Consider the following 25,618-nt stretch of genomic DNA (forward strand, 5'->3'; position numbering starts at 1 on the left):
CAAAGGGGCTGAATTCAACCCGCTTGGCCGCTTGAAGGGCTGTTTTGGGGGATAGCTGCCGGTCTGCTTCCGGATGCTGAATGCATCGAATCGGATATAGCCGCGGGGACCGCTCACTATTCATTGCAGCCCGTGTGGGTCATGGGACCAGGATCATACCCAGTTCGCCGGTTTGTGGAGCAGCGTTCCGTCAGCCAGCGTCAGAGGGTTTGGGAATTGCGCGGCCGTCAGATGCCCAGTGCTCAGACGGCGCACGAAGCTCGACGCCGCGGCAAGATCAGGATTGGGCACCGCTACGGGCGACAGTAGCCCCACCACCTTGCCCAGTTCCTGTGTGGCGATGCGGATCGGCTCAATCAGGTCGCTGTCCGCCGACAGCACCGCCGCGACGTCGAAATTGTCCCGGAAGGCGTCGAGTAGCAGATGGCTCGCAAGGTTGACGTCGCTACCTTTCTCCTCGGTTTTATGGACCTTCACTACGGCCGGCCAGGGTTGCGGCAGTTGCGCCGCCAGTTGCGGTCGGAATTGTGGGGGATGCACCAGCCCCGCAAATTTCTTGGTGGCCAGGAACGTGCCCTGGTGGATCACCACCTCCGGCACCGTGTTCAAAGCGTTGAAATACACCTACTGCCGGCTCGGCGCAGTCGGATCGACACGCGCGGAGACACGGGCCGTATAATAACGGACCTGAAGGACCTGATTTTCGGGACGTAAAGCCTGTTCAGCCAGAATTTTGGGGTTGACCCATTTCAGGTCAGGCCGCTTTTGCAGCATCCGGAAATATAGATTGAAGCCATCGATATAGACAATCGTCCGCATCGAAACCGTATAGCAGAAAAAGCGAAAGCCGCCTCGAGTTTCCCCTTGGCGGCCTTCGAGCCGACAGCACGCTGCCAGCGGGTATGGGATTATGATAGGGCCAATGGCCCTCCGTTACAAGCTGCAGCCGGCGGCGCATGTCACCAAAACGAGTGGTTAGGTGGCACCTGCCGGCTGCCGCTTTCTACCCCGAGTGAGGTTGCTGGACGCTTGACGAACGGCCGCTTTGGCGAAACGCCCAGGGCGATCCCGGCAGCTAAGTTGGCTCGGAACCAGCCACGCAAATGGTCAAGGTGATGGCGGTCAGACCCGACGACGGCCTCAGCGCAGATGGCCGCTGGCGCGCAGGTCGCGCTCCACAGCCTCGTGGACGGCCTGCAGCGGGTTGTCGTTGAGCGCGGCCGGCGGAAGCAGCGGCGTCATCGGGCCGGGTCGCGGATCGTGGTCGAGCCGGACCACCGGCTCCGCGGGGGCGGGGCGCGACGGCCAGCGGGCGGCGAGCCGGCGCAGGGCCGCCTGCGCGCCGGGCGGGAGGAGGGGGAGGACCTTGTCGATCATGGCTTGCGAGGCGGGGCGGACCGACGCGGCAGCACCCGGCGCGTCGATCGGGTCCTGGGGAAACGGGCCGGGCGCTCCGCCGTTCCGCTCCGGCGCCGGGCATGACGGCCCCGGCCGACCGGCCGGCGCCGTAATCGGCGGCCTCGCCCGAGGCGCGCCAGGTCGGGCAGGAACTCCGAATCGGTCAGCGCGGCCGCCAGCACCGCCAGCAGCCCAAGATGCAGGCCAGCCGCCGCGATCGGAACGCCCTGGACCGACCACAGCCCGATCGCGCCCGCCGCGATGAGCGGCGGCCCGGCGACGTAGATCGGCGTGCGCCACGGGCCGGCGGGCCGGGCGAGGCGCCAGAAGCAGCCGGCGAAGGCCGCCAGCGCGAACCCGCCCTTCATCAGCGCCATGAAGCGGATCACCCGCACGAGATCGGGATCGACGGCCGCGCCGGGGGCCCGTGCCGCGGCGGCACCGGCGCCCAGGACGGACGCGGCCGTCAGCAGGGCGAGCAGGCCCCGTGCCGGGCGCGATCGCCCGGGAACGCGGTCGGTGGCGGCCGGCAGGCCGAGATGTGCCAGACCCTGCATAGGCCTCCTCCCAGGCGGACGACCGGGTGGGCGCTCCGGCCCCGTGAGGGGTCCGGGCGAGTCCGCCCCGGGTGCTTCGCTTAGAAGTCGTATAACCGCTTGGGATTCTCGACAAGGATCCTGTCACGGGCGGCGCGCTCGGGCACCCAGGCGGCGAGCAGGTCGAGCAGGCGGCCGTCGTCGATGTCCTGCGCGGGGGCGAGATCCGTCGGCTTGCGGCCCGGCTTCGGCGTGCTGTCCGGGTGCGGCCAGTCGCTGCCCCAGACCAGCCGCTCCGGGTTCGCCGCCACCAGGGCCCGGGCCAGCGGCGTCACGTCGGCATAGTCCGGCGCCTTGTCGGAGGCCCGGTAGGCGCCCGACAGCTTCACCCAGGCCTGTCCGCCGCGCACGAGGTCGAGCACGTCGCCGAAACCCGGCTGGTCGGGCCCGAGGGCCGCCTGCGCCCCGGCGAAGTGATCGAACACCACCGGCACCGGCAGGGCGGCCAGCTGCGGCTTCAGCGGGCCGATGACCGACAGGCGGGCATAGACCTGGAGGTGCCAGGGCCGCGACCCGATCTGCTGGACCGCGCTCTCCAGGGCCTTGGCCGAGGCCGCCGGATCGAACACGCCGGCCTGCTCCAGGTTGACCCGGATGCCGCGGATGCCGGCCTGGGCCAGCGCGTCGAGCTCGGCCGGGCCGGTCCCGGGGCCGATCACCGCGACGCCGCGGGCGCGCTGGGGCCCGAGCAGGCGCATTCCGTCGAGGGTGGCCGCGTTGTCGGTGCCGTAGACGCTGGGCGTCACGATCACCACGCGGTCGAGCTTGAGCGTGTGCTGGAGCGCGAGCAGGCTCTCGGGCGGATCCACCGGCGGGGTGTAGCCGCGCCCCACCCAGAACGGGAACCGGGCCGGATCGGGGATGACGTGGACGTGACAGTCGCACGCCCCCGGCGGGACCTGGAACGAGACCGGACTCTTGACGGTCGGTGCGGCGGCCTCGCCCGCGGCCAGGGCCGCCGTGTCCGTGAGAGCGAGGCCGTTGGCGAGGGCCAGGGCGAGGGTTTGCCGGCGTGACAGCATGGCGGGTCTCCTCCGGATCGGCGGGCGAACTTCTGCGAGTGCCTCATCCGGATCGGACCACCTGCGCGCGACGCGCGCAAGCCGGACCAGTGTCAAAGAAGCCGCCGACAAACGGTACGGACAGGCGATAGCGCGCGCCGGTACGGCCGCGGTGAAGTCCGTCGCCGCTGCGGACGGAACGGACGATCGCTCGGCGGAGGGGCTTTGAGGAGGGGCTTGGCGGAAGCGGATGTCCGCCTAAGCGAGTGGATTAACATTTTCACCGCAATACCTTAGCTAACTCGCTTTACTATCTACCCACATTTCGGCCCATGACGAGGAAGTGGCTGCCAACGGACGGTAGAGGATGGTATCGGACGATGCTTGATCGCTGTGCTAAACTCACGATGATGCCGGACTTTCGGCTACCTTGCCGCGCGACCACTGAATGAAGATCTGCGTCGCCCATCACCGCGGCCCCAGCTCTTGCGCGCTCGCGCACCACTTGGCGCTGTTCTGATTGCCACCACAAGATCGCCGAGAGCGCGCGCGGCAGATCCTGCGGCGGCGTCTTCGCCTTTGACCGGCAAACCTCAAACATCGGCTCCATACCGACCCATTACGCGTCGCTCAGCATCATCCCTCTTCAAATTGGAAGAACAAAGTGCACATAACGCCAGATGATTCATACGACGACAGAACCTAGAATGACGCTTGACGACTGAGGCGGTGGGCTAATCACCAGCCATACGAAGGCGCATGTCCAAATGTCCCCAAAAAAACGCCATAGTAAATTGGAAAGAAAATCAACAGAAACTCGAAATCAAGCGGTATTCGAATTTGATCAAGCGCTAGCGTTAGGAATGTCGGCAATTGAGGCCAGCAGTAAAATTAAAGCACCATTATCTTCTATATACCGTTGGAGGAGTCAACTAGACAGATCGAAAATTCAAGGCGCCAAAGATAGCGTGCGCCGAAAAATTAATTTATCTATTTCGGTTCTTTCTAATACCGAATCTCACAATCAATTCGAACAGCTCGAAGCAGCCTTCACTATACTGATTTGGCACAGATGGCCAACCGTGCAGCAGAATTTCGATTATGCAATGATGGTATGCGTTGTTACATACTTTATTTTAGTTTATAGGGTTAATAAAATAAGCGAGCTCCCAGATGAATGCTCTCAATTTGTCCTAAAACATCTCAGGCTCGATATTTTAAGTAAGATCTGTAGCGTTTCAGCATTCGAATTGCCGATTTTTGAGCTTCATAATAACGCTGAGCATCCGTACAATGACATGGACTTAGCCGCTGACATTGCCTGGTTTTTCCTTTCTTACCAACCAAATGAAAATAACCCGAGACTGAATGCCAGCCTAAGCAAAGCTCATTTTGCCTCACAGAATGGGATATTTAGGTATAATTCACGCAATGCACCTTCCAGTTTCAGAAAAAAATGGCACGCGTACGGCGCGGCTTCACCTTTTTATTATGTAGAGAGATACCATCAAGGCGTTGAATTCTTTATCGACCCTTCGAGTCCAGTTTTTCACGAAGAAATCGACGAGTTGCTGAGCGATCCGTTGAGACTTCGGATACATCTAGGCAAGTGCCTTAGCGTAGTTGAGCTTCTGCGCGTCAAGCTTGACCCTCGTGCACTCTCAGCGATCCCGTTCCCGAATTTTCCGCCCGGCCTTGAACCGGTGCCAGTATCCCCCCCTCCACTCCCTATTGAGACAAACGGCATTTTGAAGGGCTACACGAAGCTACAAAACTCTTTTAAGGACAGCGAGTTAGAAGATATCTGAGAAGTAACCTCCCCAGGCACCTGCGTGGCAGCACCTACCTTTCTCCTCGTACCGAGCCCCTCAGTCGCTCGGACAACAGGAGCACTAGATGTGACAGCACTTGCTAAAACTCGATCAGATCTGCTGCCGGATGGATTTCCTGCGACTGGCTTCTTGAGACTAGTGGACATACTGGCCCCCAGGGGCCCACTTCCAATCAGCAAGTCCACTTGGTGGGCCGGTGTAGCGGCAGGGCGGTTTCCGGTCCCGATCAAGCTCGGGCCGCGCACAACAGTTTGGCGCGTGGAAGATCTTCGCGCCCTAGTCGCATCTCAGCTCACGCGAAACTGAGTTCTCCGGTAACGGCGCTGCAGAGCCGTCCTCTACCGCACGGCAATCAAGAATATCAGTAGCAACGACTATAGTTGTGGCCATAGCAGCTGCGGCAACCGTTTGCACCACTACCAAGCTTATCACCGCGCAGGCAGACAAAATTCCTACTCTTTGGACGAAATTAGGATCGATTATATAAAGATGGGTGAACCTATGAAAAAGTCAGCAAAGCAGCCACCCCTCCCCAAGAAGAATGAGGGATCGAAGCTAGGATCAAATCGGCCGCCCTTGTCTCGTGCCAAAAAGGCCCGGAAGCGATTCTTGGCTAGCGAGAAAAGCCATGAAACGAATAAAATCGACGTCGCTGAAGAAATCCTTGGTATCGCACTGCAATACACCAGCGACAATTCAGCCTATCAAACGTTCTGCCAACGAACGTTCTTCAAGAATTTGGCAAACAATCCGGGAAGGCGGCTGGACTTTAACGATATTGCAAATACGGTCAGTCAGTATGTTTGCAAGGCAACGATCCGGAGAAGAAAAAGAGAGGCTTATAAGATCGGTCGGGTTGTCGACTCTTGCCTACTCGAAAAAATTGAACCCTGGGAGTTCAAAGACTTTATCGCTGGTCGCGGCAGTTTCACGAAAGCCTACAAGTACTCAGTAGCTAAGTACTCACGCTCTGCCGAAACAAACGAGGCCACAGCATCAAGCTCCGATATCGAGACCGAAAAGAACGACAACTCCCAAAATCAGGCTGAACCCTCGACCGATGACGATAGCCCGGATCGGGATAATATCGCTACTCAAAGTGCTCAAGACAAGAAACAAACGTCGAACCGTAAGAAGCCAAAGTGGCCAAAGTCCGAGCGATCCTTGAACTCTCAGGCTACAAACGACGGAGATTTTGCCGCCGTAATGGCTGTGGAGGTGGAGGAAGATGTGTGGGTCCGACTTAGGCGGAGAGCTTTCGATGGGGACTACGTCGACCTCTGCATCAAGGAGGTTTTACCCGGTCATGCCGTAAAGGTGACGAGAAGGCTAGCCGAAGACTAATCGGCCGGTCGGGAAAAATAGGCGTGGCGGCCCTGACCGCCACGTCCGCACGGCAAGACATGAAACATCTGATCACTCCGAATCGATCCTTGGCGCTCAAGCGTGATTGACGCTCGCGAGCGTCGATCATGGCGAGCTGAACGCAGTAGCACGCGTTCTCAGATCACCAGATCATCAGGCGGCCGGATACCGCGAACCTGTTCTCCAGAACAGTGCTGCGAACTTTTCCACGCGGTTGCGCCCAAACCTTTAAATACACATCACACCATCGATAGGCCTCATCATGTCAATAACTATCCACCAGCTTCCCTTAACAGCCATTTCAAAGCTTCAGACTACGATTTTGCCAAAACGACCCCCTCGGCGAGCCACGCGCGCTGAAACCCTGCCTGCCATTCGCGATCGGGCTACTTTCATCGAGGCTCACATCGTTCAAGCCGAACTCCTGCGAAACTACCTCGAATGTCCCCGGAAGGGTTACGTGCGCCTGCCCAGTGCGATCACGCGCGAATTAGACCTCCGACGGAAACGTGAGCTCTACGCCAACAATGCTTGGTCGCGCATCGCCTTTGCGGATACCGTTGTGCCTTGCGTTCTCGCCCATGTAGGCGTTCAGGCTGGTCCTGTGTTTCTCGTCACTCTCGCCATCGCTGACCACACCGTCGCCCTTGCTGAAGCGAAGGATTTCGATTGTCGCCGGGTGAAGGGGCTGACCCGCCAAGCCCTGAGAGGCATCCCCTTCGTTGGTATGATCGAGGCGGCGCTCTACCGGAACTTCGGCTGTGATGGTCCACAGATTGACGACTTCGTTTCCTGGCACGCACACGTTCTGACGTGGGGGGCGAGCCGCAAGGCGATCAACGATGCCGTCAAGCAGATTCAGCGCAGTCGCTCGGCCCTCATCCCAGATCGCAATTGCATCCACGTGAAGCAGCTGACGCCAACATCGCTCGGCGGCAAGCTGTACTATGTGCTGAAGGGTCCACAGAAAGAGTACCGAATCTACTCGCGGGGCGAGCGGATCGATCCTGAAACCGGCGAGGTGCTTGGCCCGGTGTACCGCCAATCGAAACGCCCCCTGCGTACCGGTGATCGCGCCCGCCTGTGCTACGCCTTTGAAGACCGCTTGCTCGACCAGCTGCTGTTTGGAAACCTTGAGGGCAACGAACTCGTAAGGTCGATCCGGCATGAGGCTTTGAAGCCGTTTCGGGCCTGGGAGAAGCGGCAGCGCTGATTTCGAGGCTGAGCAAGCGGTGTTGGGGGAGGGGGACATCCTTGGGCCGGCGCTGACCGCTGTGGCGTAGCAGTGGGTTTGCGCACCGCGCTGAAGCATCGGTCCGTCGGATTTGGCTCACGAAGTGGCGGGTGGCCTTCCCTCAGTAATTGACGCCCTGAGCGTCAATCATCTTTTCGTTCCCGCGATGCAGGGTCCGCAGAATATCAACCGCACGGCCTTTTTGCGGATCGTCTCCCGCACCCCGGGGCCCACCGGGTTCGACACCCGGGCCTGGCGAATCAAGAAGGATTGGCTCCGCACCGGTCCGCGGGTTCGCGTGCTCGACGTGATGGCTGGCCTCACCTTTGACGGGCTGCTGTTCGGCAACCGCGAGGGCACCGTGCTTGCCAACGCGATCCGGCACGAGGCGCTGAAGCCGTTTCGGGCCTGGAAGCAGCGGCAACCTCGATATCGGAACTGAAGGGCTGCAGGGTTGACCGGCGTTGCCCTCAACGGACCACGCACGCATCGGTCAACGAAACCTGCTGCCTTCGACGGGTGGGGCAGTGCGCGCGTCTCACGTAAAACCGCCAGCCGCGTTGGATGCGGCAGGCCAGTGCATCTCAATGAGGGTCGAACCCGTGAGACGTACCAACCGGTGACCTCGAATATGCCCCTCACAGGGTAGGCACGCAGTGTCACCGATTGCTCAGCTAGATTTTCCAGCATCAGCTCCGTTTGATTTTGAATTCGAGAAATAATTTTGGATCTCTTTAAATGCAGCAGGACAAATATGGACAAACCAGGACTTTCAGCTCCGGTTTTGGCCTGTTGACAGTTGACAGATTTTGGTCAAATTGCCTGCTTTCAACCAGCAGAAAACATTAATTTTGAGATATCAATCTTGACAATGTTAGGAAATTCCAATAATTTTGAATAAAATTATACTCACGTCGACTTGGAAATTTGAGCGGAGGTAGGCTCGTAAAAACTCAAAGGCAGTACGATTACTGACCATTCATGGGAGTTCACGATGCATCTATCAGGACAAAAATTGCTATCTTACGCGGGGTGGACCTGGAGAAGGCGACAGGTCGCGCGTAACGACGTTCTGAAGTTCCTGAACCGTCGCGTCTTCAAACGGTTGGGTGCCTACGGTTCGAGGGTTGGCCGACTGCAAATCGTGATCGGGATCATGGCCGAGTACGTCGTGCGCGTGAGCAATCGCGACATCGCTGTGTCCGTGCTGTGCGACGTCCTGGAAGAGGTCAGGAACGGCCCGGAGATGTACGAGCCCGAGAAGGACAGTGACTACCTATGGTAATGGGCGGTGGGGTACGTCCCTGCCGCTTCCTGAAGGCGGCCGGCGGCTCGCCATCAGTCGCTATCCTTTCGGATTACATGTCCAAGGGGCAGGCTTGTAGCCCAACAGAGGGAAAGCGGCTCGGCCGCGTCGCGAACATGCTGGTTCATCGAGGCGACGGTGACCGTATCGGATCCCGTCCGCGGGACCGGCGGGAGGTGCGGTGACTTCCAGCCCGGCGGAAGCGATACTCTTCTAAACGAATATGGGAGGAGTTTGCGATGCGGCTCAGGATGGCAGTCATATTGGTCGGGTTGTGCTCAGGGCTTCCGGATGCAGCTAACGCGCAGTGGGCGATCCCGGACGGCGTCAAAACCGCGGCGGTGCAGGGGTATCCACTCGCCTACCAAGAGGCCGGATCCGGCGAGCCCATCGTGCTGGTTCACGGATCACTCGGCGACTACCGGATCTGGTACGCTCAAGCCCCGGTGTTCTCGAAGCAATACCGGATCCTATCCCTCAGCCTTCGCCACTATTATCCCGAACGTTGGGATGGTGTCGGTGACGATTTCTCCATCGCTCAGCACGCTGCCGACGTAGCCGCCCTGATCAAGCGGCTCGGCCTGGGACCAGTTCACCTGCTCGGTCATTCACGCGGTGGGGCCGTGGTCCTGACGGTAGCCAAAGAGCACCCAGAGTTGATCAAGACTTTGATCCTGGAGGATGCCAGCGGCATGGAGGGGCTGCTCCCAGAGACGCCTGAGACCAAAGCCATGGCCGGCGAAGTGAAGGGTTTGGTGTCGACGCTGCGGGCCAACCTAGCAGCCGGGGACAAGGAGAAGGCGGGTCAGGAGTTCACCGATGGGTTGAATGGCCCTGGCACCTGGGCCAAGCGCTCTGCTCTTCAAAAAGAGATCCTGCTCGACAATCTCGGCACCGGGGTCGACAGCGGCGAGCGCGGCAACATCACCTGTTCCGACATCGCCAAGTTCAGCTTCCCCGTCCTAACGTTGACCGGCGAGCGCAGCCCGAAGCGGTACCCGGAAGGGTTTGCCGTGGCCCGAAAGTGCAATCCGACGATCCCGGCCGCGATCGTGATCCCGAACGCGGCCCATGCGATGAACCGGGACAACCCCGAAGCCTTCAACGCCGCGGTGCTGGCATTCTTGGCGCAGCACAAAGGAAATCCATCGGCGGGCCGCTGAGGACGCCACGTAGCTCGCCCACGCCCCACTCGGCTGCCTTACCTGTGCGTGAGAGATGTAGCGATCATTCTCAACATGGTCATGGCACCTGCCCGTTCCGCCGTACCGCGTGGATCGTTGCCACAGCAGCCTGGAAGGCGAGCGTCGCGTCGAGCCCATCCATGACGTATTCTGGCCAGCGGACGGGAGCCATGCGGACGGCGAGCGTGACGCCGGCCGAGAACGTGGTCGCAATCGCGTCGTTGCGCGCGCTGAGCCAGGTTGCCTTGATCAGCGGATTGGTGTCGTGGCGGAACCGCGCCAGGCTGCCCACGGTGAGGTAGGCGATCACCGTCGCACTCACGGCGGAAAAGCCGAGCAGTCCAGGATCGATCGGTCGCGGATCCGCTACCTTGTCCCACAGGTCGTAGAGCGTTTGCAGGCCCCCGACCGTCAGGACGGCGGCGATGAGGTAGGCGGACAGTTGCTCGGCCCGTGCGCCGCGCCCGAACACAAATGCCGCCACGGCGTTCAGCAGGACCGTGTAGATCCAGTCGAGCGCATCTTTGAGGAACTGGGCCGAGCTGACGGAGAGGGCGTACATGACCTGTGCGGCGGCGAAAATCGCGATGCCGATCGCGATCGCCCAAACCGTACGTTTGTAGGCGCGCCCGTGTTCGTCGAGCGTTCCGCTCACGACGCCGTCAGTCATACTGATTCCGTCCCCGAACCTTCCGACAGGCCAAGCGCGCTCAGGACGTCACGGCGAGGCGCGTGAAGCTCACCGCGCTCGCAAACCCAGCAAAGGCCGCCCCAAGCCCCATCGCCAGGGCTGGACCGTGCGCTTCCGCGATCGCGAAGCACGCCGCAACGAGGGCGGCGCCCAGGGTCTGACCGAGCAGCCGCGCCGTGGCGACGATGCCGCTCGCCCCGCCTGATCGGTTAGCTGGTGCGCTCGTCATGATGGCGCGCAGGTTCGGGGCCTGGAAGAAGCCGAACCCGGCCCCGCATATTGCCATCCGCCAAATGATGTTCGGGACGCTGGGATCCGCGGGCAGCAACGCGAGCAGCCCCATGCCGAGCGCGAGGCCGGCAAGCCCGATCCCGCCGAGCAGGCCGGGGGCATAGCGGTCCGAGAGGCGGCCGGCCACCGGCGCCATCAGCGCCACCACCACTGGCCAGGGCGTCATCAGGAAGCCGGTCTCGACCTGGGAGCGGCCGAGGGTGTGCTGAAACAGGAACGGCAGCGAGACGAAGGCAAGCGCCTGCGCCGCTAAGGAGCATACCGCAGTCAGGGCCGACAACGCGAACAGCGGGCGCTTTAGGAGATCAGCGGCTAGCATCGGCGCCGGGTGCCCGGCCTGGCGACGCAGAAGCAGGGTGAAGCAGGCGAGCGCCCCGCCGATCTCGATAAGGATGCGCCAAAGCGGCCCCTCGTGTGCGGCCTCACCCAACCCGAGCACGAGGAGGGCGAATGCGGCAGCGTTGAGCAGCGCGCCGGGCAAGTCGAAGCTGTGCCCAGAACGTCCGGTCTCCGGCAGCGCGGTCCAGGCCAGGGCGAGGGCGCCGAGGCCGATCGGCACGTTGACGGCGAACAGCCACGGCCAGGGCGCGGCCAGCAGGATCAGCGACGCCACGGTCGGACCGACTGCGAACCCAACGCCGACGACGAAGGCGTTGAGCCCGACGCCGCGACCTAGCTGATGTGCGGGATAGATGAAGCGGATCAGCGCGATGTTCACCGCCATCAGTGCGCTCGCCCCAATCCCCTGGAGCACGCGCGCAGCGACGAGTGTCGGCAGTGACCAGGCCAGGGCGCATACGAGAGAGGCGCCGATGAACAGGATGAGGCCGGCGACGTAGATCCGTCGCTGCCCAACGATCTCGCCAAGTGCCGCGATCGGCAGCAGCGTCGCTACGACCGCGAGCTGGTAGGCGTTCACGATCCAGACCGAGGCGCCAGGATCGACCCCGAGGTCAGCGGCGATGGTCGGTAGCGCCGTGTTGGCGATGGCGGTGTCGAGCGTGGCGAGTGCCACCCCAGTGAGCACCGCGGCCATGGCCCGGCCGCGCTGGCCCGGCGGTAGCCCATCGCGAGCTATCGTGGTTGGCTTCAGGGTTGTGACAGACATTCGGAGGGAAGGTCTCGCGTTTCAGACCGAGCTTGGACTGCGCCCTCTTCCTCAGCTTAGCAATCGTGCAGCATCATCACCCAGAGCGAGAAGGCGCCGCCATTGTCCCGCCGGGCGGAAGATGTCGACCCCAAGGCATGGGGCACCCCACCGGCAGTCTCGGCTTCGGCTTGGAGACTAGGCGGCCGGAATTTGGCGCTCGATACTCACTCGCGAGGTCTGCAACGAGTGGTGGGAAGCGGAAGTTGGGTCCACGTCCAGAAGCGGACCTTCGGCTTTGCGCCCATGCCGGACGCTTAATGGGCCATCACAATAGCTCGGAAGCGGACGTCGACGACAATCGCGGACGGTGCGATTCGCTCGCAGCATGAAGCGCAGGGCTCTCAAGTCTACGTCGGACCGACGCTCCATCCATGCAGAGTATCGGTTGGCCGAGGTTCAGCCCCGTTTGGCCGGCACATCATCGAACATCTCAGCGAAGCGTTCGTCCTCCCGTGCACACAACGCTCGCCCAGGTAAGTATTCCCGACAAGCGATGCAGCGCCCAGGTCAACGCCGCCCGATCTGGGGCACCGTTCAGACAGATGCGGATCGCGTCGGACCGGTTGCGTGTGGCGACCCTCGCGCCGCGCCGGGCTAAGGTCACGGCCGTGGCCTTAGCATTGCTCCACCAGGGCTACTGCGAGCCGCAGCCGGTGATGAGCGCGACCTTGCCGTCGAGGGAGAAGGGGTCTGTCATCGGTCAGCCCGCCCCGCACGCATGTCGTCGGCGGAGCTGATGCCGAGCGCTTCGAGGAAGCGAGAGACCATGTTGTAGGCCCCGACCGTCGCGGTGAGCTCGACGATCGTCCGCGGGTCGAAGTGGGTGCGCAGGTCTGCGAACACGTCGGCCGGCACGTGGATGGTTCGGGTCATCGCATCGCAGTAGGCCAGGGCCGCGCGCTGCGCCGGCTCGAACACGTCTGATGCCCTCCAGTCGGGGAGGGCGTCGACCTGCGCTTGGTGCACCCCTTCGCGCAGCGCGATCGGGATATGCTGCTCGGCCTCGTAGGGTGCCCCGTTGAGGTGGGCGACCTGTAGGATCACGAGCTCGCGCAGGGCCCCCGGCACGACGCAGCGCTGGCGGATCGCGCTGAGGAAATGCAGCCAGCCGTCGGCTACCGACGGGCTGTGCAGCAGCATGGAGTAGAGGTGCAGCACCCCGCCGCGTTGGGCGGTGATGCGAGCGACGAGTTCGGCCGTTTCCGGTCGATTCGGATCCGCATAGGGGAGGTGGGCCATCTGTATCCACTCCGTGGGGTGACGCGGGGATCGCGGCGAGGCGAAGGCCGATAAGGATCTGCCGCGCGTCTTGGCGGCGTTCGGCGGCGGGACGACGCCCCGTGCGAGCCTCACGGATTATCCTCGGCCGTGGCGATCCCGGGTGTTTCGATTGGGACTGGCCGGCCGGTCTGCAGACCTCAGCTCCACCCGTGCTGCGCACAGGGCCAACGATCACACCTCGCTCTCGTGCGTGTGCGAGAACATAGTGTGCCCGGGCGTCTGCAGGTCAGCCCGTAGAATGACGCCTGAGCCAGACTCAGTGATGAACAGTGCTCGTCCATCCGCGCCGCCGAACGCCACGTTGGTAGTGTGCAGGCCGGCGCAAGAGGTTATGCGCAGCACCGGCTCCCCCGTGGCGTCGAACAGCCAGACGGCGCCCTTCCCGGCATGGGCGACGGCGATGCGACCCTCCGCGTCGAGGGCGAGCCCGTCCGGCCCGGCCCCGCCCGACATCTGGATGAAGGTGCCCACCTTGGCGGCCGTCCCGTCCCGCATCAGCGGGATCCGCCAGACCGCGTTGGCCCGCGTAACCGCCAGGTACACCATGTCCTCAGTGAGGTTCATGACGAGGCCGTTCGGGCTTGGGATGCCGTCCAGGATGCAGGTCACGACCCCGTCCGCCCGAACGCGGAAGAGGCGTCCGCCCGGGTCCTGCCAGCCGGTTAGGCCCTGATCGGTGAAGTAGAGATCGCCATCGCGAGAGAAGAAGAGATCGTTGACGCCCCGGAACCGCTCGGGCCCGACCCGCAGGAGGAACGGCTGGACCGTGCCGGTATCCGGGTCGACGACCATGATGCCGTTCTTGTAGTCGGCGATGAATATCCGGCCGTCACGGTGGATCTTGAGGCCGTTCGGCCAACCATCGTACTCGGCCGCGATGGTGAAACCGCCGTCCGGCGCCACGCACAAGATGCGTCCGTTCGGGATGTCGACACACCAGAGATTGCCGTCAAGGTCGAAGGACGGCCCCTCCAGGAACGATCCGGTCGGCATGCGCCCCGGCTGCGTGCGGATCCACTCGTTCTCCGCCGTGGCCACCCGCCACGCCTCGGGGTAGGTGGCGAAGACTCTCGTTGGGCAGATAGGCGGGGCTGCGTACATCGTGACCTCCGTCTAAGAGCTTAAGCGCGGCGCAGCGCGGGGACGACCGCTGGCGCGGGGAGGTCGCCACCGATTGGGGCGTGCGTCAGGGTCAGCGTGATCACGGCCCCGGTCACCAGCAGCACGCCACCGGCCACGAAGGCGAGGTCGTAGCTACCCGTCGCCGCGATGATGTAGCCCGTGGCGATCGGCGCGATGAGGCCGAACATGTTCCCGCCGGTGATCTGGATCGCCATGGCTTTGCCAGCACTCGCAGGCGACCGCAGCAGATCGGCGGCCAGGGCAATGTTGAGCGAGATGCCCGTCGCCAAGCCGGTCAGCGAGATGGTGATCAGGCCCAGGATCATCGGCGTGCTGTCGACGAACGGTGCCGCCAGGATCACGGCCGCGCTGAGCATCGACACGACGACGATGCGCCGCCGCCGCCCCGTGCTGGAGCCGCCCTCCGCGGCCAGCGCACGATCGCTCAGATGGGCGAGGACCCACGCGAAGACCGTCGCCGCGAAGTACGGGAACGCCGTGAACAGGCCCGACTTCACGATCGACATGTGCTTGACGTTGGCGAGATAGCTCGGAAGCCAGGTCAGGAACACGATCTGCGTGTAGACGGCGCAGCCCTGCGTGACGGCGACGGCGATCATACTGCGCGAGCGCAACAGCACGCCAAACCCGTCGGCCGAGCCACCGGATTTCGCCCCGGAATCGCGCTCACGCAGGATGAAGGCGCGCTCGTCTTCGCCGACGAAGGTTGCCGTCTCCGGCACGCGATACCAGACCAACCAGCCGACCAGCCAAACCAAGCCCAGCAAGCCGGCCGTATAGAAACCCCACCGCCAGCCGTGGACTGACACCACCCACCCGAGCAGCAAGGTCCCGAACGCAGGACCCGCGTAGCCGCCGCTGTTGAGCATCGTGGCCGCCAGACCGAACTCGGATCGCGGCGCCCAATCCCGCAACACGCGACCGCCCGCTGGATAGGTGGACGCCTCCGCCGCGCCCATCAGCATGCGCGAGCCGAGAAGGCTGACGAAGCCGGACGCGAGCCCTGTGAGAATCGTCGCGCCGGACCACACGAACACACCGACGCCGTTGACCACCTTCGCCCCGTAGCGATCGGTCAGAAATCCGCATGGGATCAAGCAGACGACATACGTCCAGAGATAAGCTGAGAACAGGTAACCGACCTGTACCGGACTCAGATTGTATTCAGCCGCGATCGCCGGCGCCGCGACCGACAGCGCGACGCGGTCCACATAATTGAAGACGACAAGCAAGAAAATGCCAATATACAGCAGATAACGGCGCTTGCCCATTCGCACCTCCCGATGCATTCGGTATGTTTCTTTTATATTAGAATCAAAAACATAGGATGCCGCAATCATTTCCGGCACCGCAAGCTCTAGATCCACGCCGTATTGTGCTCTGCATAGATGCGCGCGCCGCGGTGTGCAGCAGTCGATCAGTCGATCACGTCCGGATGCTGGCGCAAAGTGCGGTCGAACATCGGCTGGGCATGAAGCCACGCCATGAACGGAGTGGCGAGGTGTTTGGCGGAGTGCGCCGCATTGGCTTCGGGAACGAGCTTCAGGGGGTGGCCCGTCGCCTCGGCCTTGAGTTGAATCTCGCAGGCCCGCTCGGCGGCCACGAACCACCAAACGGCCTCCTCGATGCTCTCCTGGCCGGCGCTGAACAGGCCGTGGTTCTGGTGAATGGCAACCTTGGTGTCGCGTCCGAACGCGGCGGCGACGCTGTGGCCGGCCCCGCGCTCCACCACCACGGCGCCAGCTTCCTCGGTGATCAGGGCCTGCCCATCACCGTAGAAGCCGCAGGCTGTCTGGGTGATCGGATCCAGTCGCCGGCCCAGGGCGGCCCAAGCCATGCCGTTGATCGTGTGGCAGTGGCACGATGCCAGGATGCCGGGGTGCGCCTCGTGGATGGCGGCGTGCAGGACGAAGCCGGCGCGGTTCACCGCACGCGCGCCCTCGATGACTCGGCCGTCGTGGTCGACGAGGAGGAGGTCCGACGCCTTGACCGCCCCGAATTCCATGGCGAACGGATTCGTCCAGTAGAGGTTCGGATCCTCCGGGTCGCGGACGGTGATGTGGCCGGCGAATCCGTATTCGTAGCCCAGATCAGCAAAGAGCCTACAGGCGGCAGCCAACCGAACCTTGCGGTGTCTTCGCTCCTGCGCGGCATCATCGAACACGGGGTAGCGAGGGAAAGCCAGACCGGCTTGGTCAGGTTCGTACACCGACCGCTTGGCTGCAACATTCATTTGGCGGTTCCCTCATCGATCGAATGGTATTTGATATTATCTTTCGCGATCAGTCTAATTAAAGACCGGAATCAGCTGACACAATGCCGATGTTGTTTTGCTTCTGCTGCTTTCGTTCCTGGCACGTCATCTTCCCCACATCACGTACGGGGGCGGGGTGACCCAACCGGAAGCCCCCCAGCACTCAAGTGGGCGCCCTTCATTTCAAGGCTTGCTGCGCCCGCCGATGAACGCCTGCACCGCATCCCGATGCTCGGGCGTCGCGGTGATCACCGCATAGTGCGAGGAGATCAGGTCGAGGTTGGTGCGCAGGTCGTTGCGCATCCCCTGATAGACTGCGCGCTTGATCAGGCTCAGCGTGAGCGGTGGCGCCTTGGCGATCCGACGCGCCAGCGCCTCGACCGCCGGCATCAGGGCCACATCGTCGTGAACGCCGTTGACGAGGCCGATCCGGAGCGCTTCCTCCGCATCGACGAAATCGCCGGTGAAGAACAGCTCCAGCGCCTTCGCGGTGCCGACGAGGCGGGGCAGGAAGTGAGCGCCACCGGCCCCGGGCACCAGACCGACACGGACGTAGGTCTCGGCGAAGCGGGCGCTTTTCGCGGCGTAGCGCAGGTCGCACATCAGCGCGAGGTCGAGGCCCGCCCCGGTGGCCACGCCGTTCAGAGCGGCGATGACCGGCTTGTCGAGGTCCTCGAGCGCCAGCGGGATGCGCTGGATTCGGCCGTAGAGTTCGTCCTTGCGCCGCTGAGGCGGCTGGTCGAGGCGCTCGCCCATCTCGACGATGTCGCCACCGCTGCAGAAAGCTGGGCCCGCGCCGGTCACGACGACGACGCGGACGGCATCATCCGTGCGGCAGCGCTGCAGAGCCGCCGTCCAGGCCTCGATCATCGGGAAGGTGAAGGCGTTCTTCCGCTCGGGCCGGTTCAGCGTGATGGTCGCCACGCCCTCCGCGACGGAGAACAGCAGGTCTCCGCCCGCACCGCGTGTCTCGGCCTCAAGCGTCATCGGGCGGTCTCCTCGGATTGCGTGGATGGGTCCGGCGGGGCGGCCGCCCCGGTGAGGGCGGCGATCTCGGCCGGGTCGAGGCCCGCCTCGGCCAGAACCTCGGCGGTGTGCTCGCCGAGCCGGGGGGCGTGCCGGCGAATCGCGAAGTCGCTGCCACTGAACGAAACCGGTCGGCGCATGGTGCGGTAGCGCCCCTCGCTCGGATGCTCGGCGGCCCCGAAGAAGCCCACCGCTTTCAGGTGCGCGTCGTCCGGCAGTTCCTCCAACCCGAGGACGGGCATGCACGGGATGCTCACCGAATCGCAGAACGTCACCCAAGCAGCGGTGGTCCTGCGGGGAGCCTCTTCCTCCACCAGCGCGTACAGGACCTCGATGTTCTCCACCCGCACGGCGAGCGGGGTGAAGCGCGGGTCGTCCACGAATTCGAGCCGGCCGGTGTGGATGAAGAAGTCGCGCCAGTTCCGGTCGGAGTAGGGCAGGATGCAGGCATAGCCGTCCTGGGTGCGGTAGGGCTTGCGCTTCGGGCTGAGCACCCGGTTGAAGCCCGGCGGCCCAAGTGGCGGCTCGAAGGCGTAGCCGACCATGTGCTCGACGAAGTTGAACTCGACCATCGTCTCGAACATCGGCACCTCGACCGCCTGCCCGACGCCGCCGGCCCGACGCTCGTAGAGGGCCGCCAGGATCGCACAGGCAATAGCCTGGCCGGCGATCTTGTCGCACAGCACGGTCGGCAGGTAGCCGGGCTCACCGGTGGCGGCGGTCTGGAGGGCGGCGAGGCCGGAGCCCGCCTGGATCAGGTCGTCGTAGGCTGCCTTGTGGGCATAGGGGCCGTCAGCCCCGAACCCGTAGGCCCCGCAGAAGATGATCTCGGGCTTGAGCGCGCGGACTCGCTCGTAGCCGTAGCCCAGGCGCAGGATCGCGTCCGGGCGCATCGAGTGCACGAAGACCTCCGCCGTCACGATGAGCCGGTCGAGGGCCGCCCGCGCCTCGGGCCGCTTCAGGTCCAGGCGGACGCTGCGCTTGTTGCGGTTGAGGTGCAGGAAGTTGCCGCCCATCCCGGCGTTGCGGGCCGGCCGGTAGTGACGGAAGGAATCGCCCTCCGGCGTCTCGATCTTGATCACGTCGGCGCCGAGATCGGCCAGGATGTGCGTGGCCGACGGTCCCATGATGACGCTGGTGAGATCCACGATCCGCACGCCCGCCAGGGGACCGGCCTTTTTCGTCTCGGCGGAATGATCCAGCACGCGGCGATCTCCCATGTTAGCCGGCACCGGCCCGCAGCCGGACCAGCATCGGCCAGAGAGCGGTGCCTCCGCCCGCGCAGACCGCGCGCCCGATCCGTTCCTGCCACAGAGCGTCGGAGCCGAACTCGTCTCGCCAAGACCACAGCCGCCGCGTCGCGCGGTGCAGCGGGTGCTCCTGGGTGAAACCCATCGCCCCGTGGATCTGATGACAGATCGCGGCGACGTGGCCCGCCGCCTCGCCGCAGCGCGCTTTAGCGATCGCGGTGGCGAGGACGAAGCGCGCATCTCCCCAGCACGCGGCAGCGAGATCAGCCGATGCAGTCGCCGCCGCGACGTGGCCCGCGGCCTCGGCCAGCATGTGCTGGATCGCCTGAAACTTGGCGAGCGGCCGCCCGAATTGCTGCCGCTCGCGGGCGTGATCGAGGGCGGAGGCGAGGCAGGTCTCCATCGCGCCCACCAACTGCTGCGCGCGCACCCAGGCGCCGGCTGCCTCCACCGAGCCGACACCAACCTCGGCGGCCCAGTCCGGCGCTGTCCGTACCTCGTCGATGGCGGCGGTACAGCCTGTGAGGTCGAGGGCGTCGCGCGGCTCACCCGCGAGGTTGTGGCGCGTATCACGAACCGTGCCCGGCGCCGTGATCCGTACGAGGTGGCGGACGCCTGCGGCGTCGATCGCATCCACGAGCAGGGCCGCGACCGAACCGCCCCAGGGCACCTGCGCCGCCCGCCCGTCGAGGACGAAACCGTCGGCCCGCCGCGTGATTCGAACGGGGCTGCCGGCTGGGACCAAGGTGAGGGCGCCCTCCGGCGCGCCGCCGCCTGCCGCCGCCCAGAGCGCCGCACCCGCGATGGTCTCGGGCAGCGGCAGCGGCAAGGCCGCCTGCCCACAGCGCCGGATCAGCAAGGCCGCCGTCCTGGCCTCCAAGCCGATCCCGTCGGCCGCTTCGGGCACCAGGGCCAGCGGCAGACCGCTGTCGTTAAGCGCCCTCCAGAGATCCGCGGGCCAGGCCGCGTCGTCCACGGCACCGTCGCAGGCCGCCAGCACTTGCGGCGAGAGATGCTGGGCCAGCAGCCGCTCGAATTGATCGAGGACGATGTCGGCGACCTCGTCGGCCGCCCCATCCTGTGCGTGGTTGGTCGTGTTCATCGCAAGCCCAGTCCCCGCGCGATGACCCCGCGCAGAACCTCGCGGGTGCCGCCGCGCAGGGTGAAGGAGGGCGCCCGCAGGGTCACGCCGCCGAGCGCCTCACGGAACGGCTCGCCCTGCGAGGTGAGGCTCGGCTCAACCGGCACGAGCCGCCGGGCGATCTCCGGCACCGCGCGCTCGAAGCTGTTGCCGACATCCTTCACGAGCGCCGCCTCAACGCCGGGGACGACGCCCTTGTCGAGGAGCCGGGCCACCGAGGCCGACATGCCGAGGAGCGCGGTGAGCTGCGCCACCATCCGGCCGGTCTCGACCGCCTGGAACCGGTCGGGTTCCGGTCCGATCCGGTCGACGAGTTCGACGAGCAGCCGGTAGTCCGACAGGAAGCGGTCGGGCCCCGAGCGCTCGAAAGCGAGTTCCTCCGTGACGAGCCCCCAGCCCTCGCCCTCCGCGCCGACCATCATGGCGTCCGGGACGCGGTAGTCGGTGAAGAACACCTCGTTGAACTCGTGGTGGCCTGACAGGTCGAGGATCGGTCGCACCGTGACCCCGGGAGCCGCCATGTCGATGATGAACTGGGTCAAGCCGCCGTGCCGGTCTGGTCCGGGCTCACCGGTCCGGACCAGGGCGAGCAGGTAATCGACCTGATGGGCGTTCGTCGTCCAGATCTTGGAGCCGTTGATCAACCAATCGTCGCCGTCGCGCGCCGCGCGGGTGCGCACGGCGGCGAGGTCCGAGCCCGAGTTCGGCTCGCTCATGCCGATGCCGAAGGCGCATTCGCCGCGGCAGATCCGCGGCAGGATCGCCCGCTTGGCCGCCTCGGAACCGTGCCGCAGGATCTGTGGGCCAGACTGGCGGTCGGAGATCCAGTGCGCCCCGCAGGGCGCGCCGGCCGCCAGCATCTCCTCGGTGACGACGAAGCGGACGAGGCCGGACCGCTCATGGCCACCATACGCCTCCGGCATGGTCAGGCCGATGAACCCGGCCGCCCCGGCACGTCGGCTGAAGCCGGCGTCGAAGGTCGTCCACGAGGTCCGATGTGGCACGAAGTGCCCCGCCGCCAGTTCAGCGTCGAGAAAAACCCGGACGGCCGCACGGGCCGCCTCGGCCTCGGCCGGGAGCGGTTCGGCGCTGAAGCGAAAGCTCTGCATCTCTGCTCCGTGGTCTGTCAGATCAGGGGCTCGCCCGTATGGCTCGCTCAGCTTCCGTCGCGTTCCTTGAGGCCCGGAAAGAAGAGCTCTTGCCAGTCGGTCGGCACTTTGCGCAGGAGCCCCTGCGCCGCCATCGCCTTGGCAAGGTTGACCATGTCTTTCGGGGCCACGCCGTAGACGAGGGACCCGTCGGTGAGGGTCGACTCGACCTGGGCCTGATCGATCTGCACCTGCTCTGAAGCCAGGTAGATCGCCGCCGCCCGCCTCGGGTCGCTGCGGATGAGCGAAACCGCGTCCTCCATGCCGGCGAGGATGGCCTGCGTCACCTTGGGATTGGCGTCGACGAAGCCCTGCTTGGCGTTCAGGGTCGCGGCGGTAGGGTCACCGTCGCCGATCAGACCGGTGGAGGTCATGATCGCCCGGAGCTTGGGATCCGCCCGTAGGATCTGGGTGAAGGGTGGCGTCGAGAAGTAGCCGGCGATGCCTTGCCCGGCGCGCATGGCCGCGGTGGCGTCGGGGTGGGGCAGGCTCACCATCAGAGTATCCGCCTTGGCCGGATCGCCGAGCTGCCGGGCTGCGGCCACCCGCAGCAGGATAGCCTGCGGCGAGTTGAAGGCTGGGACCGCGATTTTGTCGCCAAAGGTAAAATCCTTCAGCGCGGTAACGCCCTGCTTGCCCGTAAACAGCGTGTAGACGACTGAAGTGAGGGCGCAGAGACTCTTGATCTGCTGACGACCGCGGGTCTTGTCCCAGGCGATCAAGGCGCCGGTCGCGCCGAGTGTGCCCAGCTCGATGCTGTCGGAAAGCAGTGCGTCGTTCATCGCGGCCGAGCCACTGAAGCGGCTCAGCGTGACCGACAGCCCGTCGAGGCCTGCCGCCTTGGCGCGCTTATCGAACAAACCTTCGTTCTGAGCGATCATTACCGGCAGGTAGACGAGGCCGTATTGCAGGCCGATGCGGACCGTGTTCGTCTCGGCGAGGGTCGGTCCGCTCAAAGCGGACAATAGCAGCGCCACGGAGACGAGACGCGCGGCGACGGCCGCGAGGCGGATCGACATCGGCATTCCTCCCGAGCAGAGCCGCCCTTGGCGCGCGGTCTCAGCACGTCCGGACAGCATCACTGTCCGGCGCTCGCCCTCGAGTAGGACAGAGCCGGGATTGGTCTTCAACCGTCATCGTGGATCTGCTGAGCGATATCACATCTGTGATGGAGCGGCGGATGATTCGCACTATACGTCGTCGAGCGCGGATGCGGTGATGCATTCATAACGGCAGCTGGACCCAAGCGGCCCGTACTCCATTCACGATGATTGGACATGCCATGAGATCGCGCCGCAAACGCCATGTTCGTTCGAGTTGCGGGCAACTCAGATGATTGCCGGGCGGGCAGCCTATTGGTGGGCTTCACGGCGCGCGGATATCACGTTCGAGGCCGTTCACAGCCTCCTCGCAATACCGGCCTGGAGCCGGGTATGATTGCCCCCGACCGCTTCACGCCTCGGGTAAAGACCGGAGCGGGTTCAAGCACGGACCTCTTGGTCAGGGCCGATGCAGTCGGTCCCTCCTTGGCTTTCGTGAAGTCCGCGGGCCGCGTGCTTCAGATCCTGGAGCTGTTCGACGAGCTTCAGCGCGAAGCTCGGGTCTCGGAGATTGCCGAACGCCTAGGCTTTCCGCAATCCTCAACCTCGATGCTTTTGAAGAGCCTGGCCCAACTCGGCTATCTCGATTACGACGCCGACAGCCGCAGCTTCCTGCCGTCGCCGCGGGTCGCGCTGCTGGGCGCGTGGCTCGACAAGGGGCCGGTGCGCGACGGTAGTCTCGTGCGCATGCTCGAGCATCTGTCCGAGTGCACGGGCGGCACGGTGATCCTAGCGGCACGCAACACCATCTACTCGCAGTACGTCCACGTGTTGCAGGCGCAAACCGCGATGCGCTTTCACGTCCCACCCGGCACGCGCCGACTTGTGGTGTGGTCGGCGACCGGCACCGCGCTTCTCGCCGGGATCCCGGATGCCGAGATCGGCCCACTCGTACGGCGCACGAACGCGGAGGCCCCGCCCGAGCAACCCCCGATTCAAGTCGCAGCCGTCCTGGCCAACGTGGCCCGTTTGCGGCAGGACGGCCATTTCTTCTCGCATGGCCTCGTCACGTCCGGCGCCGGGTCGATCGCGGTGCCACTACCCAACCGCATCGACCGCAAGGGCCGTCCCCTCGCCGTTGCGGTCTCAGGACTGCTCGAGGAATTCGAGCGACGGGAGGCACAGATCGTCGCGCTGATTCACGATGCGATCGCACGTTTCCTCGTACACATGGACTAGGACGATGGATCGGCATATCCGCGGCCAGTCAGGGCAGGGGGCGATTGCGCCGTGGCAGCTCGTTCTGAGTGAGGCGGTGTGACGACCACTCCGTTAGCTTCAAGATCATCTGCTCCCTCCTGTGCGGCCGATAGGCTGGGGCCATCACCGACCGGATCTATCGCTCAACCTTAGGCACGTATCTCGGCCTCCTGAGCAGGGCCGGGGCACCGCCATCAAGATGGTGGTGCGAGGCACAAGACGCGGTGCGGTCCAGGGACGGTCGCGTAGTTCGGTCTGGCTCATCCACGGAAAGGCCGATTATCGTGATCTCACGCCGTCTTCTCCTAGCATGTCTGGCCCTCGCCCCGACATCGAGCCGGAGTCAGGAGGGCGCAGCGACCAGACGTATCGTGCTTGGCACGGCAACGCCGGGGGGCTCGTTCCCCGCCTCCGGTCGCGCGCTCGTCGCAGCAGTCAACGAGGTTGATCCCGGTCTGACGATCGAGCCTCGCATCACGAAGGGCTCGACCGAAAACCTCACACTGCTGCGGGAAGGCAAGCTCGATCTGGCCCTCGTGCAGGGGGAGTACGCCTTCGACGCGTTGAATGCTCAGCCAACCTCCGGGTCCGGGCTGACCGTCGTCGCCCCGATCGACGCATCGCCCGGGTTGTTCGTGGTCCCGACGGCCAGCCCGATCCACGGCGTGGCGGACTTGCGCGGGTGCGCCGTCGCGCTCGGCACGCGCGCCTCCGGCTTTACGCTGATGGGGCGCACCGTGCTCCTGGGTTCAGGCATCGATCCCGAGCATGACATCCGCCCGATCCTTCTCGACGATGCCGGCGATGGCGCCGTTCAAGTCCGCGATGGCCGAGCGGCTGCCTTGTGGGGTGCGAGCCTCGGTTGGCCAGGCTTCAAGACCCTCGCGGACGCGCCCGGCGGCGCCCGCTTCTTCGGCCCGGCGCCGGAAGCAGTCCCGAAGATCCTCGCGCTCCGCTCGTCGCTGCGACGCCTGACCGTCCCGGCGGGTTCGTTCAAGGGACAGGACGCGGCGCTCGAGACCGTCGGTTCCTGGAGCTTCATTTTAGGCCGGCCAGGGCTCGATGACGCCTTCGTCTCGCGCCTCGTGCGGGCGATCGATCAGGGGCGGAACACGCTGGCGCGCCACTATGCACAGGGACACGAGAGCGATCCGCGCAACCTGGTCTCGAACGTGCCGGCCGCGTGGCTGCATCCGGCGACCGCAATCTATCTGCGGGAGATCGGCACCGTTCCGCAGTGAGCCCCGCGGAGCCTTCCCGGCCGCAGGCTCTCGCGTAGCACTGCGAGGACCTGACCTGACCGGCTGGCTTTGGACCGGGCTGATTGAGAGGATCAGCCAGGACCGGAGGAGTCGGACATGCGGCGAGGTCAGAAGACGAGCGCGGAGCAGGTGGTGCTCAAGCTGCGCCAGATCGAGGTGCAGACAGCTCAGGGCAAGAGTTTGGCCCTTGCATGCAGGGAGGCGGAAATCTCTGAGCAGAGCTATTATCGCTGGCGTAAGGAGTACGGCGGCCTGAAGGTCGATCAGGCCAAGAAGATGAAGGATCTGGAGCGCGAGAACGCCCGGCTTCGTCGCCTGGTAGCCGATTTATCTCTGGAGAAGCAGGTGCTGGCGGACGTCGCCTCGGGAAACTTGTAGCCCCCGAGCGACGCAGGCAGGCGGTGGACGGCATCCGGGAGAAGTACGACCTCTCGGAACGTCACGCCTGCCGGATCGTCGGCCAGCATCGGGGCACGGGTCAGCGCATCCTCGTCGGCCGGCAACGTAGCCACGTATCGCTGCGTGCCCCGATCCTGGCCGACGATCCGGCAGTCGTGACGTTCCCAGAGGTCGTACTTCTCGCGGTTGCCGTCCACCGCCTGCCTACCTCTCTCGGGCGCTACAAGATTCCCGAGGCGACGTTCGACAGCACCTGCTCCTCCACAGACAACTCGGCTACCAGGCCACGAAGCCGCGCGTTGCCCCGCTACTGATCCGTGACCTTCTTGGCCTAGTCCACCTTCACATACCCGCACTCCTTCTTGA

Annotated in this window: 23 protein-coding genes and 1 pseudogene; 9 read left to right on the plus strand and 15 right to left on the minus strand. The window is 64.4% G+C overall.

The annotated features are described in order from the left end of the window. Positions 1 to 153 precede the first annotated feature (153 nt). The 4 genes from MKL09_RS10010 to MKL09_RS10025 form a co-directional block, all read right to left on the minus strand. A complete protein-coding gene (locus MKL09_RS10010) occupies positions 154 to 624 on the minus strand; it encodes an NYN domain-containing protein (RefSeq protein ID WP_244019880.1) in 471 nt (156 codons plus the stop codon). A 516-nt stretch (positions 625 to 1,140) separates the two neighbouring features. Continuing rightward, on the minus strand, positions 1,141 to 1,377 hold the full coding sequence (locus MKL09_RS10015; RefSeq protein WP_244019881.1) for a hypothetical protein: 237 nt from the start codon (positions 1,375 to 1,377) through the stop codon (positions 1,141 to 1,143). Next, positions 1,374 to 1,955 carry a hypothetical protein gene (locus MKL09_RS10020; protein WP_244019882.1) on the minus strand — a complete coding sequence of 194 codons (582 nt, stop codon included), beginning with the start codon at positions 1,953 to 1,955 and terminating at the stop codon, positions 1,374 to 1,376. Before MKL09_RS10020 ends, MKL09_RS10015 begins: the two co-directional genes overlap by 4 nt. Positions 1,956 to 2,035: 80 nt before the next feature. After that, positions 2,036 to 3,016, minus strand: coding sequence for an amidohydrolase family protein (locus tag MKL09_RS10025; RefSeq protein WP_244019883.1), 981 nt, complete (start codon positions 3,014 to 3,016; stop codon positions 2,036 to 2,038). Positions 3,017 to 3,762: 746 nt separating this feature from the next. Between MKL09_RS10025 and MKL09_RS10035 the strand changes: the two genes are divergently transcribed. From MKL09_RS10035 to MKL09_RS10055, 6 genes are all read left to right on the plus strand, one after another. Continuing rightward, complete coding sequence (locus MKL09_RS10035; RefSeq protein WP_244019884.1) at positions 3,763 to 4,803, plus strand: hypothetical protein; 1,041 nt, start codon at positions 3,763 to 3,765, stop codon at positions 4,801 to 4,803. 633 nt (positions 4,804 to 5,436) lie between these two features. Continuing rightward, complete coding sequence (locus MKL09_RS10040; RefSeq protein WP_244019885.1) at positions 5,437 to 6,171, plus strand: hypothetical protein; 735 nt, start codon at positions 5,437 to 5,439, stop codon at positions 6,169 to 6,171. 481 nt (positions 6,172 to 6,652) lie between these two features. Then, the gene (locus MKL09_RS10045) at positions 6,653 to 7,405 is read left to right on the plus strand and encodes a hypothetical protein (RefSeq protein WP_244019886.1); all 753 of its coding nucleotides are present in this window, start codon (positions 6,653 to 6,655) and stop codon (positions 7,403 to 7,405) included. A gap of 124 nt (positions 7,406 to 7,529) precedes the next feature. After that, a complete protein-coding gene (locus MKL09_RS10050; protein ID WP_244019887.1) occupies positions 7,530 to 7,868 on the plus strand; it encodes a hypothetical protein in 339 nt (112 codons plus the stop codon). 714 nt (positions 7,869 to 8,582) lie between these two features. Continuing rightward, a complete protein-coding gene (locus MKL09_RS31970; RefSeq protein ID WP_279605777.1) occupies positions 8,583 to 8,711 on the plus strand; it encodes a hypothetical protein in 129 nt (42 codons plus the stop codon). A 260-nt stretch (positions 8,712 to 8,971) separates the two neighbouring features. Beyond that, positions 8,972 to 9,895 (plus strand): alpha/beta fold hydrolase, encoded by a 924-nt coding sequence (locus tag MKL09_RS10055; protein ID WP_244019889.1) that lies wholly within the window; start codon positions 8,972 to 8,974, stop codon positions 9,893 to 9,895. Between the two features lie 79 nt (positions 9,896 to 9,974). Here the strand turns inward: MKL09_RS10055 and MKL09_RS10060 are convergent, their stop codons facing one another. From MKL09_RS10060 to MKL09_RS10110, 11 genes are all read right to left on the minus strand, one after another. Next, complete coding sequence (locus MKL09_RS10060; protein WP_244019890.1) at positions 9,975 to 10,586, minus strand: hypothetical protein; 612 nt, start codon at positions 10,584 to 10,586, stop codon at positions 9,975 to 9,977. A gap of 40 nt (positions 10,587 to 10,626) precedes the next feature. Continuing rightward, positions 10,627 to 12,006 (minus strand): MFS transporter, encoded by a 1,380-nt coding sequence (locus MKL09_RS10065; RefSeq protein ID WP_244019891.1) that lies wholly within the window; start codon positions 12,004 to 12,006, stop codon positions 10,627 to 10,629. Between the two features lie 735 nt (positions 12,007 to 12,741). Further along, positions 12,742 to 13,287, minus strand: coding sequence for a carboxymuconolactone decarboxylase family protein (locus tag MKL09_RS10070; RefSeq protein WP_244019892.1), 546 nt, complete (start codon positions 13,285 to 13,287; stop codon positions 12,742 to 12,744). A gap of 213 nt (positions 13,288 to 13,500) precedes the next feature. Beyond that, positions 13,501 to 14,430 (minus strand): SMP-30/gluconolactonase/LRE family protein, encoded by a 930-nt coding sequence (locus tag MKL09_RS10075; RefSeq protein WP_244019893.1) that lies wholly within the window; start codon positions 14,428 to 14,430, stop codon positions 13,501 to 13,503. Positions 14,431 to 14,450: 20 nt separating this feature from the next. Then, a complete protein-coding gene (locus MKL09_RS10080) occupies positions 14,451 to 15,743 on the minus strand; it encodes an MFS transporter (RefSeq protein WP_244019894.1) in 1,293 nt (430 codons plus the stop codon). A 146-nt stretch (positions 15,744 to 15,889) separates the two neighbouring features. After that, entirely contained in the window at positions 15,890 to 16,705 is an 816-nt protein-coding gene (locus MKL09_RS10085) for a class II aldolase/adducin family protein (protein WP_092044898.1), read from the minus strand. Between the two features lie 204 nt (positions 16,706 to 16,909). Next, a complete protein-coding gene (locus tag MKL09_RS10090; RefSeq protein WP_244019895.1) occupies positions 16,910 to 17,713 on the minus strand; it encodes an enoyl-CoA hydratase/isomerase family protein in 804 nt (267 codons plus the stop codon). Then, positions 17,710 to 18,957 carry a CaiB/BaiF CoA transferase family protein gene (locus tag MKL09_RS10095; RefSeq protein WP_244019897.1) on the minus strand — a complete coding sequence of 416 codons (1,248 nt, stop codon included), beginning with the start codon at positions 18,955 to 18,957 and terminating at the stop codon, positions 17,710 to 17,712. The genes MKL09_RS10090 and MKL09_RS10095 overlap by 4 nt, the downstream gene beginning before the upstream one ends. Positions 18,958 to 18,973: 16 nt before the next feature. Continuing rightward, positions 18,974 to 20,104, minus strand: coding sequence for an acyl-CoA dehydrogenase family protein (locus MKL09_RS10100; RefSeq protein WP_244019899.1), 1,131 nt, complete (start codon positions 20,102 to 20,104; stop codon positions 18,974 to 18,976). Beyond that, on the minus strand, positions 20,101 to 21,252 hold the full coding sequence (locus MKL09_RS10105; protein ID WP_244019901.1) for an acyl-CoA dehydrogenase family protein: 1,152 nt from the start codon (positions 21,250 to 21,252) through the stop codon (positions 20,101 to 20,103). Before MKL09_RS10105 ends, MKL09_RS10100 begins: the two co-directional genes overlap by 4 nt. A 47-nt stretch (positions 21,253 to 21,299) precedes the next feature. Then, on the minus strand, positions 21,300 to 22,310 hold the full coding sequence (locus MKL09_RS10110) for an ABC transporter substrate-binding protein (RefSeq protein WP_244019904.1): 1,011 nt from the start codon (positions 22,308 to 22,310) through the stop codon (positions 21,300 to 21,302). Positions 22,311 to 22,724: 414 nt separating this feature from the next. Here MKL09_RS10110 and MKL09_RS10115 point away from each other — a divergent pair, with 414 nt between their 5' ends. From MKL09_RS10115 to MKL09_RS10125, 3 genes and pseudogenes are all read left to right on the plus strand, one after another. Next, positions 22,725 to 23,570, plus strand: coding sequence for an IclR family transcriptional regulator (locus MKL09_RS10115; RefSeq protein ID WP_187277576.1), 846 nt, complete (start codon positions 22,725 to 22,727; stop codon positions 23,568 to 23,570). Between the two features lie 305 nt (positions 23,571 to 23,875). After that, complete coding sequence (locus MKL09_RS10120) at positions 23,876 to 24,832, plus strand: TAXI family TRAP transporter solute-binding subunit (protein ID WP_244019905.1); 957 nt, start codon at positions 23,876 to 23,878, stop codon at positions 24,830 to 24,832. A gap of 117 nt (positions 24,833 to 24,949) precedes the next feature. Continuing rightward, positions 24,950 to 25,329: pseudogene (locus MKL09_RS10125) on the plus strand (transposase); the annotation flags it as partial. Positions 25,330 to 25,618 lie beyond the last annotated feature (289 nt).

Origin of the sequence: Methylobacterium sp. J-048 (assembly GCF_022829515.1) — a bacterium.
Lineage (GTDB): Bacteria > Pseudomonadota > Alphaproteobacteria > Rhizobiales > Beijerinckiaceae > Methylobacterium.